This is a genomic window from Streptomyces spinosisporus (assembly GCF_022698145.1).
In the GTDB taxonomy this organism is placed as follows: Bacteria; Actinomycetota; Actinomycetes; order Streptomycetales; family Streptomycetaceae; genus Streptomyces; species Streptomyces spinosisporus.
Map to the genome: position 1 here is coordinate 54,092 of NZ_JALDAX010000009.1, position 20,125 is coordinate 74,216.

A 20,125-nucleotide genomic window follows, 5' to 3' on the forward strand; every position below is an offset into this window, starting at 1 on the left:
GGGCGACGGGGCGGCGGGACCGGCGTTCCCGGTCAGGGGCCTGCCTTTCGAGGCACCCGAAGTGCAACGGAGCCTCCGGGCGCCCCACTTGAGGCTCTAGAAGAAGCCCAGCTTCTTCGGGGAGTACGACACCAGAAGGTTCTTCGTCTGCTGGTAGTGCTCCAGCATCATCTTGTGGGTCTCGCGTCCGATCCCGGACTGCTTGTAGCCCCCGAACGCGGCGTGTGCCGGATAGGCGTGGTAGCAGTTCGTCCAGACACGGCCCGCCTGGATGGCTCGGCCCGCGCGGTACGCCGTGTTCATGTCCCGTGTCCACACGCCGGCTCCGAGGCCGTACAGCGTGTCGTTGGCGATCTTGATGGCGTCGTCGAAGTCGTCGAAGGAGGTCACCGAGACGACCGGGCCGAAGATCTCCTCCTGGAAGATCCGCATGCGGTTGTCGCCATCGAAGATGGTCGGCTGGACGTAGTAGCCGCCCTTCAACTCGCCGTCGTACTCGATGCGTTCACCACCGGTGAGGACCTTCGCGCCCTCCTGGCGGCCGATGTCGAGGTAGGAGAGGATCTTCTCCAGCTGGTCGTTGGAGGCCTGGGCGCCGATCATCGTGTCGGTGTCCAGGGGGTGGCCGGGCTTGATCAGCTCGGTACGGGCGACCGCCGCCTCGATGAACTCGGAGTAGTTGCCGCGCTGCACGAGCGCCCGCGACGGACAGGTGCACACCTCGCCCTGGTTGAGCGCGAACATGGTGAAGCCCTCGAGCGCCTTGTCCCTGAAGTCGTCGTTCTGCGCCCACACGTCGTCGAAGAAGATGTTGGGCGACTTGCCGCCGAGCTCCAGGGTGACCGGCTTGATGTTCTCGGAGGCGTACTGCATGATCAGCCGCCCCGTCGTGGTCTCGCCGGTGAACGCCACCTTCGCCACCCGCGGGCTGGACGCGAGCGGCTTGCCCGCCTCCACACCGAAGCCGTTGACGATGCTCACCACGCCCGGCGGCAGCAGGTCCGCGATCAGGCTCATCCAGTAGTGGATGGAGGCCGGCGTCTGCTCGGCCGGCTTGATGACGACCGCGTTGCCCGCGGCGAGGGCGGGCGCCAGCTTCCAAGTCGCCATCAGGATCGGGAAGTTCCACGGGATGATCTGCGCGACCACGCCCAGCGGCTCGTGGAAGTGGTACGCCACCGTGTCGTCGTCGACCTCGCCCAGCGACCCCTCTTGCGCGCGGATCGCGCCCGCGAAGTAGCGGAAGTGGTCGATGGCCAGCGGGATGTCGGCCGCCAGCGTCTCGCGGACCGGTTTGCCGTTCTCCCAACTCTCGGCGACCGCCAGCTTCTCGAGGTTCGCCTCCATCCGGTCGGCGATCTTCAACAGGATGTCGGACCGCTCGGTCACCGACGTACGACCCCAGCCCGGTGCGGCCGCGTGCGCCGCGTCGAGCGCGCGCTCCACGTCCTCCGCCGTGCCGCGCGCGATCTCCGTGAACGGCTGCCCGTTCACCGGCGAGGGATTCTCGAAGTACTGCCCGCGCACCGGCGGGACGTACTCCCCACCGATGAAGTGGTCGTAGCGCGACTGATAGGAGACGATCGCGCCGTCGGTGCCGGGCGCCGCGTAACGGGTCATGTGGTCAGCCTCCTCATCGATGCCACCCGCCGTTGGGCAGCTTCCGTCCGGAGGGTAGGGAGGGGGAGGTTGCAACTACGTTGCCGTGGGGGAAGGGCGGAAGGGCGGAAGGGCAACTGGGGCGGGGACGCCGACGCCCGGAGGGTGCGCCAGGTCTGCAGGTCCCGCTACGCCGGTGTGGCTCCCCGGCGTCCCGTGACGCCCGGCCAGTCGGGCGGTGCCGTCAACTCGCCCTCCAGGGCGGCCAGCCGGGACCGGACCGACGCGGTCGGCCGGACCGTGGCGAGCGCCCGCCATACGTCGAGGTCGTCCTCGCCCCACGGCGCGTGCGCCCAGTCGGCCAGCAGATCGGGGTCGCGACGACTGATCAGCGCCGTACGAAGGCCGTCGGCCAGGAGATGCCTGAGCCGTACGACCGCCGGGGCCTGCGAACCCGGCAGCAGTGGTCCCGCGTACGCCGACGCCGCCGCCGTGACCGCCCCGGTCTCCAGCCGTCGTTCCACGACAGCGACATCGCTCTCGACGGGTGCCGTCAGCCGATAGGGGCGCGACGCCAGCAGTCCCGGGCCCAAAGCCCTGCGCAGCCGCGCCAGTTCGGCCCGCAGGGTCACCGGCGTCACCGACTCGTCCTCGTAGAGCGCGCACAGCAACTCGTCGCCGGTCAGCCCCTCCGGGTGCCGGGCCAGCAGCACCAGGATCTCGCTGTGCCGCCGGCTGAGCCTGATCCTGCGCCCGCCGATCAGCAGTTGCGCCTCGTCCCGGCCCAGCGCCGTCAGCTCGGGGGTGTCGGCGGCGGGCTGCTCCGGTGCGAGCAACGCCAGCTGGGACTCGGCGGCCCGGGCGACCGCCTGCACGAAGCCCAGGCTGTGCGGATGCGCGAGCCCGTTCCCGCCGGTGATGTCCACCGCCCCGAGCACCCGCCCGGTGCGCGGATCGTGCACCGGAGCCGCCGCGCACGTCCACGGCTGCACGCGCCGTATGAAGTGCTCGGCCGCGAACACCTGCACGGGCCTGTCGACGGCGACCGCCGTCCCCGGCGCATTGGTCCCCATCGCCGACTCCGCCCACCGCGCACCCGGCACGAAGTTCATCCGCCCCGCGTTCCGCCGGGTCGTGGGATGGCCCTCGACCCACAGCAGCCTGCCGTGCGCGTCGCACACCGCGAGCAGATGCTCCCCGTCGGCCGCGAACGTCCCCATGAGCTCACGGAACAGCGGCATCACCCGCGCCAACGGGTGCTCGGCCCGGTAACTGCCCAGGTCACCGTCGACGAGCTCCACACTCGCCGTGCCGTCCGGCCCCACGCCGGCCCGCGCCGAGCGCCGCCACGACTCGGCCACCACCGAGCGCACCGGACGCGTCACCGTGCCCGCCTCGGTGAACGTCTCGTGCGCGCGGCGCAGCATCCGCGCGTGTTCGGTGGGGTCGGCCCCCGGCTCCAGGGCCACCCACGGATCGGTCAAGTCGGCCTCCCGGCAAGGCAGTGCGGCTGGTGACATGGTCACTCCGGGTACGCGCTCGGACAACCGTTTCGACCCGGGTCACCCGAAGGACGGAGCTGCCGCCGGGGCCGGTGGCAGCCGTCCGGCCGGGTCGGGCGAGGTTCCCGCCTGCGTCAGGCGAGGTTGACGAGTCTGATGTAGCGCGTCCAGTCCCAGAGGGGCCCGGGATCGGTGTGGTCGGCGCCCGGCACCTCGGAGTGCCCGATGATGTGCGCCCGGTCCTTCGGCAGGCCGTACTTGGTGCAGAGCGCCGCGGTGAGTCTGGCCGACTGTTCGTAGAGGGCGTCGGTGAAATAGGCGGGCTGGTCCACCCAGCCCTCGTGCTCGATGCCGATGCTGCGCGTGTTGTAGTCCCAGTTGCCCGCGTGCCAGGCGATGTCGCGTTCCCGCACGCACTGGGCGACATGCCCGTCGACTGAACGCACCAGGTAGTGGATCGACACCTGCTTGGCGGGGTTCTGGAAAATGGACAGGGCGTCGGCGTACGTCTCCTGCGTGACGTGGATGACCACGTAGTCGATGGGATAGGTCGTGGGGCGGTTCGACGAGGTGTAGTTGGACGTACTGGCCGGCTGCCATTCGGCACCGGGGTAGTCGACGGCCTGGGCCTGGGCTCCGGCCCGCGTGTCGGGAAGTAAGGCGTACGGCACGGTGGCGAGGGCGGCGCCCTTCAGAAACCGCCGCCTGCTGGTAGTCGATCTTGCCCGCTCCATGAGGCTGTGCCTTTCGGTGGGGGAGGTGACTCCGTCGGTGGGGGAGGTGAATCGTTCGGTGGGGGAGGTGAATCGATCGGTGGGGGGAGGTGAATCGTGCGGTGGGGGAGGTGAATCGTTCGGTGGGCTGCGGCTCTGCCGCCGCAGGTGCTGCACTGTCGCCGCAGGTGTGGCTCTGCTCCGTGGGTGTGACGCCGTGTCGCAGATGCGACGCCGTGCCGCAGGTGTGGCACAGCTGTGCAGGTGCGGCTCAGCCCCGCAAAGTTGCCGCCATCTCGCGCAGCTGCGCGTGCATCCCGCGGTGAGTCTCGCGCGCGGGCAGCCACTGTTTGCGGATCTTGGCCACGCAGGTGTAGTTGGTGTCGCAGACGTTGGCCAACGGCGACTCGACCGCCTGGGTCGCGAACTGGTACGCGTCCAGTTCGCTGAACCCGTAGTCGCGCACCAACCACTGCACCAGGTCCAGCTGGGAGATCCGGAACGCGTCCTCCAGCGGTCGTGCCGATCCCGTCGAGACGATGTGCGTGTCCGACTCGATGCGCGGCCACGGTGTCGCGACGCCCTTGAGCAGCTCGACGATCACCACGGTGTTCATCGCGCACTCGACGGCGACCCCACAGGTCTCGCCTTCGCCCTGCCGCGCGTGCCCGTCGCCGAGACTGAGCAGGGCGCCCTCCACGTTCACCCCGAGGTAGCAGGTGACGCCGGCCCGCATCTCGGGCGTGTCCATGTTCCCGCCGTGCGCGTCGGGCACCAGCGCCGAGCGGACCTCCAGATTGGCCGGGGCCACACCCACAGTGCCGTGCATCGGGTCCATGGGCAGCTCGGCCTCGATGTCGCTGTCGTGCGCCCGGAACATGGCGGTGCGCCGCGCCCGGTCCAGCTGCCAGATCCACACGGTCTCCGGCAGCGGCGGCTGAAGGGTGGCCGTGGTGTGCGTGGAGGTGAGCGCCCCGAACAGAGGGACCGTCGTCGACGCGGCCCAGTCGCGGGCCGGTTCGATCGAGACGAAGTGCACGGCCACCGTGTCGCCCGGCTCGGCGCCCTCGACGTGGAACGGGCCGGTCTGCGGATTGAGGAAGGGGAACTCGCACACCTCGGACACCAGGTCCTTCTCGGACCGCACCCGCCCGGCGAAGCAGTCCTCCGTGTACAGGTCGAGGACCGTGCCGGGCGCGATCCGCGCCACGGGCGGTGCGCCGCCGAACGTCCAGGCGTACTCGCCCGGTTCGGGCCGGACGGTCAGGATGCGGGGGTCGCTCATGCTTGCGCTGCTCCGTTCTGCGATGGACTGGCGGGGGAGGGGTCGTCCAGATGGACACGGGCGGTCTCGGCTATGCGCTCCGGGTGGCGCCGCATGAGCACGAGCAGCACCACGACTCCGGCGGCCAACCACACGCCGACGATGGGACCGGCGTAGGAGACGGGAGCGGTCAGCTCGGTGACGAAGTCGAAGACGGGCAGTCCTGCGGCGGTCAGCAGCGCGGGCACGAACGCGACGATGCCGAGCAGGGGCAGCAGCAGATGACGTAGGGGACGGAACAACTCCCGTCTGCGGCGCAGGAAATACCCGGCGCAGGCGACGTTCACCACGATGTAGACGCCGATCACCACCGTGACGATCACCGTGGCCAGGAGCAGGAAGGCGGTCACCGGGTCGTAGCCAAGGCCCAGACCCAGCACGGCACCGACCGCCACGACGGTCTGCACGACGATCCCCGTGACTGGGGAGCGGTACTTCGGATGGAGCACGGCGAAGTAGCGCGGCAGGACCCGGATGCGGGCCAGGGCGAAGGCAGTGCGCGTGGAGACATTGGCGCACGCGTTGGCGTTGGCGATCGTCGAGTTGACCACGGCCAGGAACACCAGCACCCAGAACAGTCCGAACGACGCCCTGGCCACGCCCTCCCAGGAGGCTGCTCCGGAGGCCCCGAACTTTGCGAACCGGTCCGGCCCGAAGTACACCGTCATGGCGTAGGTCGTCACCACATAGAAGAGGCCGATGCCAAGGGCGGCACCGAGGACCGCGCGGTGCATCGTCCGGCGCGGGTTGCGCGTCTCCTCGGCGAGCGGGGCCGCGGCCTCGAATCCCGCGAAGGCGAGCACCGTGTACACCGATCCGGCGAAGACGCCGCTGATCCCCTCGTATCCATCGGCCGTGTGCGAAGTGCCGAACACCGTCAGGGTGTTGTCGCCGCCCGCCTTGGCGATGAGCCAGACGGCGAAGACGAGGAGGACGAGGACCTCGAAGATGCCGAGGACGGTGCCGAAGCGGGCCGAGGCGCGCACTCCGAAGTACCCCGCGGTCGCGATGATCGCGGCACCTGCCAGCGCCCAGGGCCACCACAGGTCCGCCGGATACGAGGACCATTCCTGATGCAGGGTGCCTGCCGTGGTGAAGCCGAGCTGCAGAAGCAGGAGCGGCGGCACCAGCGCCTCCACGAACACATAGCCCCAGCCGACCAGGAAGCCGACGGTCGGATGCAGGCCCTGTGCCGCATACGTGGAGACCGAGCCCGCGGCCGGCAGTTCACGGGCCATTTCGGCCACGCACGACGCCGTGAACAGACAGGCCACCAGCGCGATCAGCACGGCGAGCGGCAGGCTTCCGCCGGCGAAGGCGGCGCCGGACGGAATGGACGCGGCGACCGCGGCGGCCGGTGCCATGGCCGTGATGCTCTGGAACAGGACCTCGCGCAGCCCGATCGCGTCGCGCCTGAGACCTGCGACCTCGTCCCCCGACATGTGAACCCCCCTCAATTCACGCCGACTTGCCTGCCTCACCCGGCTCGACGGGTGCGTCTCGCGTGATTCACGGTACGGCGCTTGCGAGTTGGGCAGAAGGGCGCGGCGTGCTTCGGTGGACGACGGCGCACATGTGGAAAACTCGGCCACCCGTACGGGTGAGGACCACAGGTGACCACGGGCGTCAGCTGAGCCCTGGACCGTGCTGCGTCGTGTCGGTGCGGACTACCGGACGCGTCGCAGGCTCGCCGAGAGATGGTGCTGCAGCGGCTGTCCGACGGCGCCGAGGTCGAAGACGAACGAGAGAGTGTCGTCGTCGGTCAGTGTGTAGCGGCGACGGGTGGCGTCCACCTGCTTGGCGGTGGGCGTGAGCGCCACTTCGTGGGTGGACAGGTCGATCGTGTCCCCGCTCGCACGGCCGACCGCGATCTCGGCGATACCGGTGGGCTGGGTGATCAGGGCTTCCACCCGGCCGTCGGGCTGGATCCGCCACCAGCCGCTCTCGCGGGCCGCCGGGCGCAGCGGCGCGTCGTCGGCACCCGCGTCGACCAGCCAGGCCCGGGCCTCGTAGCGAAGGAAGGGCCGTCCGTCATGGCTGAAGGTGACCTCCTGCCCGTACACGAAGTCCGCGTCGAGCGTCGGATACCCGCCCTGACCCCGCCCTCGCCAGGTGCCCAGCAGACCGAGCACAGGAGTGAGCAGTGCGTGCGGTGTGGGTGTCGCGTCGGGACGGCGGCTGTCGGGGTACGGGTGTTCCGGGGCGGGGTCGATCACGGTCGAGCTCCTCTGGTGTACGGGAGTTGACCCGGACGCGGATGCTCGGGTCCTGCCAGTGCCAATGCCAGTGCCGGCGTCGGCGCTGATGCCGGGCGTAAGCCTAGGGCGCCCCATGGCACTGGCGCGGAAGGCGTCGCGCGGCGCCGGCTCCTGCAGCAACCCGACCGGTTGCCCGCCCCCTAGCCCGCCCGTCCGGCACGGGACGCCACGATCAGCCCCGCTCGGCCACCGCCGCAGGGTCGTCCAGTACCGCCCGCACCACCGAGTGAGCCGCCCCCAGCAGAGGCCCCTCGGGACCCAGCCGGGACACCGACACCGGACAGGCCGGACCCGCGGTGCGCCGGTCCAACTCGGCCTCCAGCGACGGCAGCAACCAGGGCGCGAGCCCGGCCAGGGCGCCGCCGAGGACGACACTCTCGGGGTCCAGCAGATTCACCGCTCCGGTCAGCGCGATGCCGAGCGCCGTGCCCGCGTCGCGCAGCGCGCCCCGTACGTTCTCGTCGCCCTCGGCGGCCCGGTTCGCGAGCAGCCCGACGCGGTCCTCACCCAGCTCCAGACCAGCGGCGCGCAGCACCGCCTCCTCACCGGCGTACTGCTCCAGACAGCCGCGCCCGCCGCACGGGCACGCGGGCCCCTCCGGTTGCACCGGCACATGCCCCAACTCGCCCGCGAAACCGCGCGTACCGCGCAGCAGCCCGCCGGCCACCACGACCGCCGCACCGATGCCGATCTCCGCGGAGACGTGCAGGAAGTCCTCAGGGGTGCGCTCGCCGAGCCAGAGTTCGGCGAGCGCACCGAAGTTGGCCTCGTTGTCGACCGTCAGCGGAATGTCGGCGGGCAGCAGGGCGCCGAGGTCGGTGTCGTGCCAGTCGAGGTTCGGGGCGCGTACGACGGTGCGGGCGTCGCGGGCCACCAGGCCCGGCACCGCCACCGCGAGCCCCGCGGGCCACAGCCCCTCGCCCTCCGCCTCGGCGACGACCCGGTGTACGAGCGCGGTGAGTTCCTCGAGCACCGGCTCGGGGGCGCGACCGCGGTTCGTGGCGTGCCGCACGGCACGCGCGCGTACCTGTCCGCGCAGATCGACCGCGCAGACCGCGAGATGATCCACGCCGATCTCGGCGCCGATCCCGGCCGGACCGTGTCCGCTGACGGCGAGCGCCGAGCCGGGACGGCCCACACGGCCGGGCCGCTCGGGGCCCAGCTCGTCCAGCAGTCCCGTGCGGATCAGTTCGTCGACCAGGGTCGACACCGCGGCCCGCGTCAGCCCGATGCGCGAGGCGACGGCCGCACGGGAGAGCGGCCCCTCGGCGCTGACGGTGTGCATCACTCGGGCGAGATTGCGGCGGCGCATGCCCTGCTGGGTGTCGGGCAGCACCCGTCGGGGACCGGCCGGGTGGGCCTCGTGCAGCGGTGCGGTCATGCCCCCGTCCTCAATGGCTGTCCGTGCTCCGCTCCAGCAGCGGGGCCGCGTCGGAGAGTACCCCGGCGATCCTCGCCAGCGTCTCCTCGTCCCGCTCCACCGCGTCCAGCACCGGGCCCGCGGCGGTGTTCCAGCGCCGGGCGACCGCGGCCGGGTCCTCGCCGGTCAGGAGGCCCGCCGCCTGCGCCGCGGCGCCGAGCGCGACCAGTTCCTTGGCCTCCGGTACCTGGACCGGGCGCCCCGACAGGCGGCGTACCGTCTCCTGCCAGGCCGTGCCGCGAGCGCCGCCGCCGATCAGCAGCAGCGGGACCGAACGGTCCGCGTCCTCGTCGAGGACCAGGTCGAGCGCCCCGAGCAGCGAGTGCACAGCGCCGTCGTAGGCGGCCTGCAGGAGCTGGCCGCCGGTGGTGTCGTGGCGCAAGCCATGCAGCAGTCCGGAGGCGTCCGGGAGGTTGGGGGTGCGTTCCCCGTCCAGATACGGCAGCAGGGTCACGCCGCTGGTGGGCTCGACGGCCTCACGGTCCAGGTTCAGCAGCGCGGCGACGCGGTCGACGGCGAGCGTGCAGTTCAGTGTGCACGCCAGGGGCAGCCAGTCCCCGTGGGCGTCGGCGAAGCCCGCCACGGTGCCGGTCGGGTCGGCGGGGCGCCGTTTGGTGACGGCGTACACCGTGCCCGACGTGCCCAGGCTGAGCACCGGGGTGCCCGGGCGCAGCCCGAGGCCCATCGCCGCTGCGGCGTTGTCGCCCGTCCCCGGTGCGACCAGGGTGCCCTTGGAGAACGGCAGGCCGTGGATGTCGCGCACGGTGCCCGCCACCTCGCCCGGCCGGACCACCCGCGGCAGCAGCGCGGGATCGAGGCCCACGTGCGCGAGGGTCTCCTCGTCGTACGCCTCCGTCCCGGAAGCCCACCAGCCGGTGCCCGAGGCGTCGCCGCGGTCGGTGGTGCCCTGCCCCGTGAGGCGCTCGGTGAGGTAGTCGTGGGGCAGGCGTACCGCCTTGGTCGCACGGATCGCCTCGGGTTCGTTCTCCGCGAGCCACGCCCACTTGGTGACCGTGAACGAGGGGCCGGGCACGCTTCCGGCGCGCTCGGCCCAGGCCTTCGGGCCGCCCAGTTCCTCGACCAGACGGCGGGCCTGCGGCGCCGAGCGCACGTCGTTCCACAGCAGGGCGGGGCGGACCGGCTCACCGCGCTCGTCGAGCGTCACGAGGCCGTGCTGCTGCCCCCCGATCGAGACCGCGGACGCCTCGTGCGCGGCGTCGCCGCACTGGCGCAGGGCCTCGCACAGGGCGTCCCACCACTGGCGCGGGTCGCTCTCGCGGCCCGCCCCTGAGGAGACGGTGTGCGGCGCCTGGCCGCTCGCGACGACCTGCCCGGTGGCCGCGTCGACGACGAGCGCCTTGGTGGACTGGGTGGACGTGTCCACGCCGACGACGAGCGGACCCTCGGCTGCTGACATCGGGCTCTCCCTTTTACGCGGCTCTTTACGCGGCTCTCTTGCGCGGTTCTGCGAGACGAAGACTGGGCTCTGTGGTGACAAAGACATCTTGTCTCTTCCCAGAGCTGCGTCCGCATACTAATTTGTAAACCGCCATGACGAAATAGTCGGAGCACGTCATCCGAAGCAAGTACGTCGAAGCAGCAAGGAGTCGCGGCATGAACTACCAGCCCACCCCCGAGGACAGGTTCACCTTCGGCCTGTGGACCGTCGGCTGGCAGGGAAGGGACCCGTTCGGCGACGCCACGCGGCGTGCCCTCGACCCGGTCGAGTCGGTGCAGCGCCTGAGCGAGCTCGGCGCCTACGGCGTCACCTTCCACGACGACGACCTGATCCCCTTCGGGTCCTCGGACACCGAGCGCGAGTCGCACATCAAGCGCTTCCGCCAGGCTCTCGACACGACCGGCATGACCGTGCCGATGGCCACCACCAACCTCTTCACGCACCCCGTCTTCAAGGACGGCGCGTTCACCGCGAACGACCGCGACGTGCGCCGCTACGCGCTGCGCAAGACCATCCGCAACATCGACCTCGCCGCCGAGCTGGGCGCCAAGACCTACGTCGCCTGGGGCGGCCGCGAGGGCGCCGAGTCCGGCGCCGCCAAGGACGTGCGCGTCGCCCTCGAACGCATGAAGGAGGCCTTCGACCTCCTCGGCGAGTACGTGATCTCCCAGGGTTACGACCTGAAGTTCGCGATCGAGCCCAAGCCCAACGAGCCGCGCGGCGACATCCTGCTGCCCACCGTCGGTCACGCCCTCGCCTTCATCGAGCGCCTGGAGCGCCCGGAGATGTACGGCGTCAACCCCGAGGTCGGCCACGAGCAGATGGCCGGCCTGAACTTCCCGCACGGCATCGCGCAGGCCCTGTGGGCGGGCAAGCTCTTCCACATCGACCTCAACGGCCAGTCCGGCATCAAGTACGACCAGGACCTGCGCTTCGGCGCCGGCGACCTGCGCGCCGCGTTCTGGCTGGTCGACCTTCTGGAGACCGCCGGCTACGAGGGCCCGCGCCACTTCGACTTCAAGCCGCCGCGGACCGAGGACCTCGACGGCGTGTGGGCGTCGGCCGCGGGCTGCATGCGCAACTACCTGATCCTCAAGGACCGTGCGGCCGCCTTCCGTGCCGACCCCGAGGTGCAGGAGGCCCTGCGCGCCTCGCGCCTGGACCAGCTCGCCCAGGCGACCGCGGAGGACGGTCTGCAGTCCCTCCTCGCCGACCGCAGCGCCTTCGAGGAGTTCGACCCGGAGGCGGCCGCCGCGCGCGGGATGGCCTTCGAGCGCCTCGACCAGCTGGCCATGGACCACCTGCTGAGGGCCCGCGGCTGAAGGCACGCACGCGCGTGAGCGATCTCCGTACGGAATGCTCCGGAATCATGCGGTCCACGCCATGGATCCGTATCAAGTTCCGTACGGGGGTCGCCTGCTGCCCGGAGTGCGGCGACTCTGGACGGTATGGCCATGCCGCCCGTACCGCCTCAGCCGCCCGGGCCGCCGGGTGACGCGCCGCCTCCCGGCGGCGGTTTCGGACCGCCTCCCGACGACTACGGCTCCGGATACGGAGCGCAAGGGGGCTATGGGACGGGAGGTGGGTACGGCCCTCCGCCGGGAGGCAACGAGCCGCCCACCTACTACGGCGGCGGGCAGCCGCCCGAGCCCGAGCCGCCCAGGAGGCGACGCAACCCGCTCGTCTTCGTCCTGGTCGGTCTCGTGGCGGTCGCGGCCGTGGTCGTCGTCTTCATGATGGGCTCCGGGAACGACGACTCGCCCGACAAGAAGTCGCCCGGCGGCGCGAGCACCGGCACCTCGTCCAAGCCGTCGCTGAGCATCCCGACGGAGCTGCCGAGCAAACTGCCCAGCGAGCTGCCGTCGAAGCTGCCCAGCGAACTGCCCAGTGAGATCCCGAGCGGCCTGGAATCGCTCATACCGTCCCTGGGGGACATCGAACTGCCCTGACCGCCGGGCCGGTCACGGTGGTCAGATGCCGTGCGGCAGCCGCACATACGTCACCGTCGTCTCGATGCCGCTGTCGACCAGCCGGCCCTGCGCGTCGAACGCGTCCGCGCCGTCCGTCATGCCGAAGTCGTTGTCGTTGACGAGGGCGAGCGTGTCGTGGTCCACGCGCGCGATGCCCTCGATCTTCCCGGGCACCCCAGAGACCTTGCCCAGGTCGACCACCAGCCGCTTGCGCAGCACTGGCACGCCCGAGGCCGCCGGGTCCTCCAGCTGCTCCAGCGACGGGGACGTCGTGTCGTCGTCGTAGGCGCCACCGAGGATGTTCGCGCGCCGGTCCAGCGTCACCAGCTGCAGTCGGGCGGCCTTGTCGGTGCGCTCCTCCACGAGCAGCCGGTCGCCGCCCACGGCGACCACCGAGGAGATCTTCAGCTCGGAGGTGTCGTCCTCGCTCGGGTCCACCACGTTCACCGGGTCGAAGCGGTACGCGTACTCGCCGGTGACCGCCCTCCTCTTCGGCGAGAAACGCAGCAGACGCGTGGTGCGCGACGCGTCGCCCGCGTCTTCGTCCGGCAGCGACAGCGGGCTCTGCAGGGCCATCACCAGGTCACCGCCCGGCAGTTGCGCGAGGCCCTCGAATCCGCGGTTGATCTTCCGATGCAGCAGGATCGCGGGCAGCGCCTCCACCACGGGGTAGTCGGCGCCGGTGAGGTTCAGCCCCTTGGGCACATAACGCGTGAGCACCCTCCCGCGCGCGGAGACGTGCACCAAGGAGGGTCCGTACTCGTCGACGAGCCAGAAACTCCCGTCCTTCGCCCGCACGATGCCCTCGGTGTCCAGCCCGTTCGGGTCGTACGACAGCGGCTTGGAGGCGTCGTAGGAGTACGGCGCCTCGTCGCGGCCCGCCTGGTTCGACAGGCCGGTGACGGCCTTACCGGAGGAGGTGGTGATCGGGATGGCGTCCAGCACCTTCACGGTGTCGCCGGACACCCGGATCCGCACGATCGCCGGGTCGAAGCCCGGCACCGGGAAGGTGCGGCGCTTGGTGCCGTCCACCTTGATCTGGCCGTTGGGGCCGCGGTCGGTCACCGTCCAGAACTCGCCCTTGCGGCCCGTCGGATAGACGTCACTGCCGATGCCGCCGAGGTCGACGCCACGGTCGTTGTCCACCGTCCCGGGCAGCAGCGCATTGCTGAAGGCGCCGAGCGGAATGTTCCCGAGCGTCGCGGTGCGCACGACGTGCGCACCCTGCGACGCCGCACTGGCGGGCGGACAGGCCGCAACAAGGGCCGCGATCACAGCAAGCGGAACGCCGGCTGCGACGGAGCGCCGTACCTGGGGCCGACCGGTGGCGTGCGGGGACATCGAGCCTCCTGAGGAGCAACTGTGTTGACAGCGGCCACATTTGGTCCCTGCGGCGAACGTGTCCCCACCGGAAGATGAACGCGGGGCGTCCAGTTTCGGAGCAGACGGGCGACCGGAGCGGCCGAGCGGCAGAGAAATGGTTCGCGAGGACCGTCCAGTGCTGGCTACGTTCACGCAGCGTGGACACCGAGGACCCCAAGGACATCGTTCGGCGCGGGTACGACGCCGTCTCCCGGCTCTACGACGACGCCTACGGAGCCGACACCAAGTACCGGGCACTGCTCGGCGACCTGTGCCGGGCGATCCCGACCGGCAGTGCCGTACTGGACGTCGGCTGCGGAAGCGGGGTGCCGGTCGCGCGGGATCTTGTGGCCGCCGGGCACCGGGTCACCGGCATGGACATCAGCGAGGTGCAGATCAGCAGGGCCCGGGAGCGGGTTCCGCAGGCGGAGTTCATTCACGGCGACGTCACCGCTGCCTCGTTCGAGCCCGCCTCCTTCGACGCCGTCGTCTCCCTGTACGCCCTCATCCACATTCCGCTGGCCGAGCAGCCGCCACTGCTGCGGAGCATCGCCCGATGGCTGCGTCCGGGCGGCTGGTTCGTGGCCACCACCGGTCACCGCGCCTGGACCGGAACCGAGCCGAACTGGCTCGGCGGCGGGGCGCCCATGTGGTGGAGTCACACGGACGCCGCGACCAGCCGTACCTGGATCCGCGAGGCCGGACTGACCGTGGAGCGCGAGGAGTTCGTGCCCGAGGGCGACTCGGGACACGCCCTGTTCTGGGCCCGGCGCCCCACCGGACAGGATTGAACCTGCCCGGTGGGTGCCGGTTCGCCCGTGAACATCCCGCAGCGCTTTGCGTACGTACGCCTCAGCGTCCCTCGTGCGCCTCCGTACGGCCCTGAGCGTCCTTCGCACGCCTCGGTACGCTCCGACGGTTCCCGCACTGCTCAGCGGCCTTCCGGCCGGCTCAGGCGGGCTCCGCCCCGCCCGCCGCCTCCATCGACGCCAGAGCGGTCGCCGGGTCCTGGCAGGCGGCTCCTGCGGGCATCCAGCGACCCCGCTCCTTGCGATAGGGCCACCAGCGCCCGTCCTGCCCCAGGCGCAGCTGGGCCGGTGTGCCGACGACCGTCCAGCGATTGCCCTTCGCCCTCAGTGACGGCCGTTCGTCCTCGTCCCAGGCGGACTCCAGCGCGGCACGCGCGCGTGCGAGCGTTTCACCCGTAACAGCCCACTCCTCCTCCAGCACGGACAGCGCGGCCACACCTCCGAGGCACCACGCGCGCGTGGCCCGCGCCAACCCCTCCCGGTCCCGCGCCGACCCGTCGGCCAGCCGGTCCGCCACCGCCTTCCCGGGTCCCCTCACCGACAGTCGTACGGCATCCTGCTCGACCGTCAACTCCCCTTCGGTGAGCAGCTCTTCCGCATCGAAGCGAAGAGCCCTGGCCAGCAGTCGATGGGCCTCCACGGCGGTCCGCGCGGCCAGGTGCCGCAGAGGGGCCGGGTCCACGCCCGCTGGGGGCGGGGTGTCGGTGTCCAGAGACGGCGGCGTACCGGCTTCCGGAGGCAGCTCCGGAGGAGGGGGCAGGGGCGGCAGAATGTCGCCGCTCCTGTACGCCTCGACCGCGTCCACACCATCCGGCTCCGAGGGAGCCTCGATGCGCCGGGTGCTGCGGGTCTGCAGGTCGTCGAGCAGGGCGCGTTCGCCCCGCCCGCGCATCAGCAGCAGCACGAACGGATCCTGGTCCAGCAGCCTCGCCACCTGGTAGCACAGGGCCGCCGTGTGCCCGCAGTGGTCCCAGGCGTCGCAGTCGCACTCCGGTTCCAGATCACCCAGGCCGGGCAGGAGTTCGATGCCCGCGGCCGCCGCGTCCTCCACCAGATGCGGCGGCATTTCGCGGTCCAGGAGCGCCGCGACGTGCCTGGCCCGCTCGACGGCCATGTCCAGGAACCGGTCCCACTGTTCGCCGTCGAGCTCCTCCAGCAGGACGTCGGCCCGGTGCGTCGTGCGATCGCTGTCCTGGACCACTGCGGTGATCCGTCCCGGGCGTACGGACACCGCGCCCACGGCTCCCGCGCGCGCGAGCCTGCGCCCCGCCTTCAGCTGCTGGGTGTCGAGCGCCGTGTCCTCCAGGGCCTTCAGCCAGGCCTGACCCCACCAGGTGCCCGCGAACCCCCGTCCGTGTGCGGGCGGCAGCGCGGCGAAGGTGCGCTCCACGTCCCGGTGATCGTGTTCCATGTCCTCGTGGCTCATCGCCCGCCCCCTCGCAGTTCCACCAGATCGGCCAGTTCGGCGTCCGTCAGCTCCGTGAGCGCCGCCTCGCCGGAGCCCAGGACCGCGTCGGCCAGCTCCCGCTTGCGGCCGAGCATGTCGGCGATGCGGTCCTCGACCGTCCCCTCCGCGATCAGCCGGTGCACCTGCACGGGCCGGGTCTGGCCGATGCGGTAGGCGCGGTCGGTGGCCTGCGCCTCGACCGCGGGGTTCCACCAGCGGTCGTAGTGCACGACGTGCTCGGCCCGGGTCAGGTTCAGCCCCGTGCCCGCGGCCTTCAACGACAGCAGGAACACCGGGACTTCACCGTCCTGGAAGCGCCGTACCATCGCCTCGCGTTCGGCGACGGGCGTGCCCCCGTGCAGGAACTGCGAGCCGACGCCGCGGGCCGTCAGATGACGCTCGATGATCCGCGCCATGCGCACGTACTGCGTGAACACCAGAGCGCTCGCCCCCTCGGAGAGGACGGTGTCGAGCAGTTCGTCCAGCAGCTCCAGCTTCCCCGAGCGGCCGGGAATCCGCGGGCGCTCCTCCTTGAGGTAGTGCGCCGGGTGGTTGCAGATCTGCTTCAGCCCCGTCAGGAGTTTCATGACCAGCCCGCGCCGCGCCATGGAGTCGGCGCCGGAGATCTCCGCGAGCGTCTCGCGCACCACTGCTTCGTACAGCCCGGCCTGTTCCTTCGTCAGGGACACCGCGCGGTCCGTTTCGGTCTTCGGCGGCAGCTCCGGCGCGATCCCCGGGTCCGACTTGCGGCGCCGCAGCAGGAAGGGGCTCACCAGCCGGGAGAGCCGCTCGGCGGCGGCCGGGTCCTGACCGCCTTCGACGGCCTGCGCGTACCGCGCGCGGAAGGTGCCGAGCCGGCCCAGCAGCCCCGGGGTCGTCCAGTCGAGGATCGCCCACAGCTCCGACAGGTTGTTCTCCACCGGGGTGCCGGTGAGCGCCACGCGCGCGCGTGCGACGATCGAACGCAGCTCTCGCGCGGTCGCCGAGTACGGATTCTTGACGTGCTGTGCCTCGTCGGCCACGATCATGCCCCACTGCGCCTCACCGAGCCTGCGCGCGTCGAGGCGCATCGTCCCGTACGTGGTGAGCACGAACTCCCCGTCGGCCAGGCTCTCCAGGCTGCGCCGAGACCCGTGGAAGCGGCGCACGGGTGTGCCGGGTGCGAACCTCTCGATCTCGCGCTGCCAGTTGCCCATCAGGGACGTCGGGCACACCACGAGCGTCGGACCTGCCGTCGAGGAAGCGCTCTGCCGGTGCAGATGCAGCGCGATCAGCGTGATGGTCTTGCCGAGCCCCATGTCGTCGGCCAGACAGCAGCCGAGTCCCAGGGACGTCATCCGGGCCAGCCAGTTCAGACCCCGCCGCTGGTAGTCGCGCAGCGTGGCCGCGAGCGCGGCGGGCTGGGGGACCGGCTCCTGCGCCTCCGGGGCCGCGAGCCGCTCCCTGAGGCTCGCCAGCCATCCCGTGGCGTCCACGTCGACCCGGCGGCCGTCGACCTCCGTCGAGCCCGTCAGCGCGGCACCGAGCGCCTCGATGGTGCTGACCTTGCGGTCCTGCTGGGTACGGGCGCGCTGCATCTCCTGCGGGTCGACCAGAACCCATTGCCCGCGCAGCCGCACGACGGGACGGTTCGCCTCGGCGAGCCGGTCCAGCTCCTCGCGCGTGAGCCGCTGGTCCCCCAGCGCGAACTGCCAGTTGAAGGCGAGCATCGCGTCCGCGGAGAGGAACGACGGCGCCTGCGAGACCGTCCGGCCGTCCGACGACTCCTCGTCCGGCGGGCCGATCACCGCGCGGCCGGTCAGCCCGCGGGCCAACTCCTTCGGCCAGTGCACATCGACGCCGGCCCCGGCCAGAACCCGGGCGCCCTGTCCGAGGAGTTCGGTGATCTCCTCGTCGGCGAGTTCGACGGCATCCGGCACGCTCGCCGAGAGCAGGGGCGCCAGCGGCGGCCAGGACCGGGCCGCCCTGCGCAGCGCCAGCAGCGCGTCCATACGCGCGCGTGGACCGAAAGCAGCGGCCGCGTCCCCTGAACCGCCGCTGTCCGCGGTCCCGCCCCAGATGTCGGCAGCGTCCGCCACCAACGTCGGATCGCTGACGCTGTGCACCTGCAGCACCGCCCGGAACTGCACTGCGGCGTCCTCCCGCGACAGTTCGTCGAGGCCGGGCACCTCGATCCGAAGCGAGAGCCGTACGCCCGCGTCATGGCCCGCGGCGACATCGGCGGCCCACGCGCGCTGCTCGGGCATGTGCTGCGGCCGCGGCGCCGCATAGGCGGGCCCGCCCGTCACCAGCGGGGCGGCGGGGGAGCGCGGGAGGGTGTCGGCCACCGCGTCCAGGAAGGCGCGCAGCAGCTGTTCCGGGTCGGGCAGCCGCGGGGGTCCGGCATCGCCCAGGGGCACGGCGTGCGCCTCCGGCGGCATCGCGGCGGCCAGTCGGCGCACGCGTTCGATGTCCTCCAGGGACAGGGGACCGACCCGCCACGCGTCGTGGTCGCCGGGGGAGAGGCCGGGCAGAAGCAGACCGCGCGCCACGTATTGCAGGGCCAGGACCGTGGCCGCGCCCCAGAAGACGGCCCCTCGGTGTCCGCGCGCAGCGGTACGCGCACGCGTGAGGACCGGCAGCGCGGCCCGCACCGGAAGCAGGACGGCACCGACCGGTGCCGTCTCGACACCCTCGCCGCGCGGTAGGACGACGTTCAGTTCGTCGGTGGACCCGGAGGCGACGGCCGGAGGGACATGGCCGTCGAGCCGCCAGAAGGCGACCCGGCCGGTGCGGGCCGGGTCTCCGGGCAGGAAGACGGCACTGCAGCGGGCCAGTTCGGAGATCTCGGACGGTGTTGCCGCGGGGAACATCTGCACAGCGAAGCCGCGCTCCTCAAATTTGACTACCCAAGTCGGGGCCGCCGAGGGTACATCAATTCTTCCGCTCATGGGCAACGCGTTCTCTGGCCCACAAGCAACGCCTCGGGGCCGGGGTGTTGCCAGCCCCCCTGTCCGCCACGGGCTGGCCCCCGTCCCGACCCGGGGGATGGCGCCATGGTCGCCGAAGGTCGTCGGTTCGTACGTTTCCTCAGGTCAGCACGTTGCCCGAGAGAGCCGGAGACCGGACATGCCCGAGCCCACCACAGCCGTCGCCGAACCGTTGCGGGAACCAGGGGATCTCCCGTCCGGAGGAAGCGACTTCGCGCCCCTTCTGCGCACGGTCAGGGGCCAGGGCCTCCTGGAGCACCGCCCCCTCTGGTACGCGCTGCGCATCGCCGTCAACGCGATCGCGCTGGCCGGCATCGTCACGGGCATCGTCCTCATCGGCAACTCGTGGTGGTCCCTCCTCCTGGCCCCGCTCCTGGCCGTGTTCTGCGCCCGCACGGCCTTCATAGGGCACGACGCGGGCCACTCCCAGATCACCGCAGACAAGTCGGCCGCCCGCGCGATCGGCCTGGTCCACGGCAACCTGCTCCTGGGCATGAGCTACGCCTGGTGGAACGACAAGCACAACCGCCACCACGCCAACCCCAACCACATCGACAAGGATCCGGATGTGGTCGCCGACGTCCTCGTCTTCACCGGCGAGCAGGCCGAGGTGCGGTCCGGTTTCCGGCGCTGGCTGACCCGCAACCAGGCATGGCTGTTCTTCCCGCTGACCCTCCTCGAAGGCGTCGCCCTGAAGGTCCACGGCTTCCGGGACCTGCGCAGGCAGCCTCCCCGGGAGCGGATCGTCGAGGGACTGCTGCTGCTGGCCCACGTCTGCATGTACGCGACGCTGCTGCTCACGTCGATGTCCCCGGCCAAGGCGCTCGCTTTCGCCGCCCTTCACCACATGCTGTTCGGCCTGCACCTGGGGATGGCCTTCGCGCCCAACCACAAGGGCATGGAGATGCCCGACCCGAACGGCGAGCGGTGGGGCCATCTGCGCCGACAGGTGCTGACCTCGCGCAACATCCGCGGCGGCCTGCTGACCGACTGGTTCCTCGGCGGGCTCAACTACCAGATCGAGCACCACCTCTTCCCCAGCATGCCCCGCCCCCATCTGCGGCTCGCCCAACCACTGGTGCGCGCGCACTGCCTGGGGTTGGGTATCCCCTATGCGGAGACCGGGCTCGTCGACTCCTATCGGCAGGCCCTGCGTCATCTGCGCGAAGTGGGCGAGCCGCTCAGGGCGCAATGACCGAGCGGGCTCTCAGGGGCGCGTCGGGGTTGCGCATCAGGGACGTCTCAGGGTCGTGGTCCGGAACCGTCGGCGGCCCGGGCCCGTTTTCAGGACAG

The 20,125-nt window shown here is 71.4% G+C and carries 15 protein-coding genes; 4 read left to right on the forward strand and 11 right to left on the reverse strand.

The features are described 5' to 3' along the window. Positions 1-96: 96 nt before the first annotated feature. The 8 genes from adh to xylB all read right to left on the reverse strand — a co-directional run bounded on the left by adh (position 97) and on the right by xylB (position 10,233). Entirely contained in the window at positions 97-1,620 is a 1,524-nt protein-coding gene (gene adh, locus MQN93_RS23375) for an aldehyde dehydrogenase (RefSeq protein ID WP_016433829.1), read from the reverse strand. A 167-nt stretch (positions 1,621-1,787) separates the two neighbouring features. Next, positions 1,788-3,083: a GAF domain-containing protein gene (locus MQN93_RS23380; RefSeq protein WP_242711132.1), complete on the reverse strand. Its 1,296-nt coding sequence runs from the start codon at positions 3,081-3,083 to the stop codon at positions 1,788-1,790. A 152-nt stretch (positions 3,084-3,235) separates the two neighbouring features. Further along, positions 3,236-3,835, reverse strand: a complete 600-nt coding sequence (locus MQN93_RS23385) for an N-acetylmuramoyl-L-alanine amidase (protein WP_016433827.1) — start codon at positions 3,833-3,835, stop codon at positions 3,236-3,238. A 250-nt stretch (positions 3,836-4,085) separates the two neighbouring features. Further along, on the reverse strand, positions 4,086-5,099 hold the full coding sequence (locus tag MQN93_RS23390) for an acetamidase/formamidase family protein (RefSeq protein WP_242711133.1): 1,014 nt from the start codon (positions 5,097-5,099) through the stop codon (positions 4,086-4,088). Then, entirely contained in the window at positions 5,096-6,580 is a 1,485-nt protein-coding gene (locus tag MQN93_RS23395; protein ID WP_242711134.1) for an APC family permease, read from the reverse strand. The genes MQN93_RS23390 and MQN93_RS23395 overlap by 4 nt, the downstream gene beginning before the upstream one ends. A gap of 225 nt (positions 6,581-6,805) precedes the next feature. Continuing rightward, on the reverse strand, positions 6,806-7,354 hold the full coding sequence (locus MQN93_RS23400) for a heme-binding beta-barrel domain-containing protein (RefSeq protein WP_016433824.1): 549 nt from the start codon (positions 7,352-7,354) through the stop codon (positions 6,806-6,808). Between the two features lie 214 nt (positions 7,355-7,568). Further along, entirely contained in the window at positions 7,569-8,777 is a 1,209-nt protein-coding gene (locus MQN93_RS23405; protein ID WP_242711135.1) for an ROK family transcriptional regulator, read from the reverse strand. A 10-nt stretch (positions 8,778-8,787) separates the two neighbouring features. Then, positions 8,788-10,233, reverse strand: coding sequence for a xylulokinase (gene xylB / locus MQN93_RS23410; protein WP_016433822.1), 1,446 nt, complete (start codon positions 10,231-10,233; stop codon positions 8,788-8,790). A 197-nt stretch (positions 10,234-10,430) separates the two neighbouring features. On the opposite strand from xylB, the gene xylA reads away from it, so the two are divergent. Continuing rightward, positions 10,431-11,597: a xylose isomerase gene (gene xylA, locus MQN93_RS23415; RefSeq protein WP_242711136.1), complete on the forward strand. Its 1,167-nt coding sequence runs from the start codon at positions 10,431-10,433 to the stop codon at positions 11,595-11,597. A gap of 132 nt (positions 11,598-11,729) precedes the next feature. Further along, a complete protein-coding gene (locus MQN93_RS23420) occupies positions 11,730-12,224 on the forward strand; it encodes a hypothetical protein (protein ID WP_016433820.1) in 495 nt (164 codons plus the stop codon). Between the two features lie 21 nt (positions 12,225-12,245). Here the strand turns inward: MQN93_RS23420 and MQN93_RS23425 are convergent, their stop codons facing one another. Continuing rightward, the gene (locus tag MQN93_RS23425; RefSeq protein ID WP_242711137.1) at positions 12,246-13,586 is read right to left on the reverse strand and encodes an esterase-like activity of phytase family protein; all 1,341 of its coding nucleotides are present in this window, start codon (positions 13,584-13,586) and stop codon (positions 12,246-12,248) included. A 179-nt stretch (positions 13,587-13,765) separates the two neighbouring features. On the opposite strand from MQN93_RS23425, the gene MQN93_RS23430 reads away from it, so the two are divergent. Continuing rightward, on the forward strand, positions 13,766-14,398 hold the full coding sequence (locus MQN93_RS23430) for a class I SAM-dependent methyltransferase (protein WP_016433818.1): 633 nt from the start codon (positions 13,766-13,768) through the stop codon (positions 14,396-14,398). A 160-nt stretch (positions 14,399-14,558) separates the two neighbouring features. Here the strand turns inward: MQN93_RS23430 and MQN93_RS23435 are convergent, their stop codons facing one another. Both MQN93_RS23435 and MQN93_RS23440 read right to left on the reverse strand, forming a co-directional pair. Continuing rightward, complete coding sequence (locus MQN93_RS23435) at positions 14,559-15,842, reverse strand: SWIM zinc finger family protein (protein WP_242711138.1); 1,284 nt, start codon at positions 15,840-15,842, stop codon at positions 14,559-14,561. Beyond that, complete coding sequence (locus tag MQN93_RS23440; protein ID WP_242711314.1) at positions 15,839-18,715, reverse strand: SCO1167/SCO6262 family helicase; 2,877 nt, start codon at positions 18,713-18,715, stop codon at positions 15,839-15,841. Before MQN93_RS23440 ends, MQN93_RS23435 begins: the two co-directional genes overlap by 4 nt. A 256-nt stretch (positions 18,716-18,971) precedes the next feature. Between MQN93_RS23440 and MQN93_RS23445 the strand changes: the two genes are divergently transcribed. Continuing rightward, complete coding sequence (locus MQN93_RS23445) at positions 18,972-20,027, forward strand: fatty acid desaturase family protein (RefSeq protein WP_242711139.1); 1,056 nt, start codon at positions 18,972-18,974, stop codon at positions 20,025-20,027. The last annotated feature ends 98 nt before the right edge of the window (positions 20,028-20,125 follow it).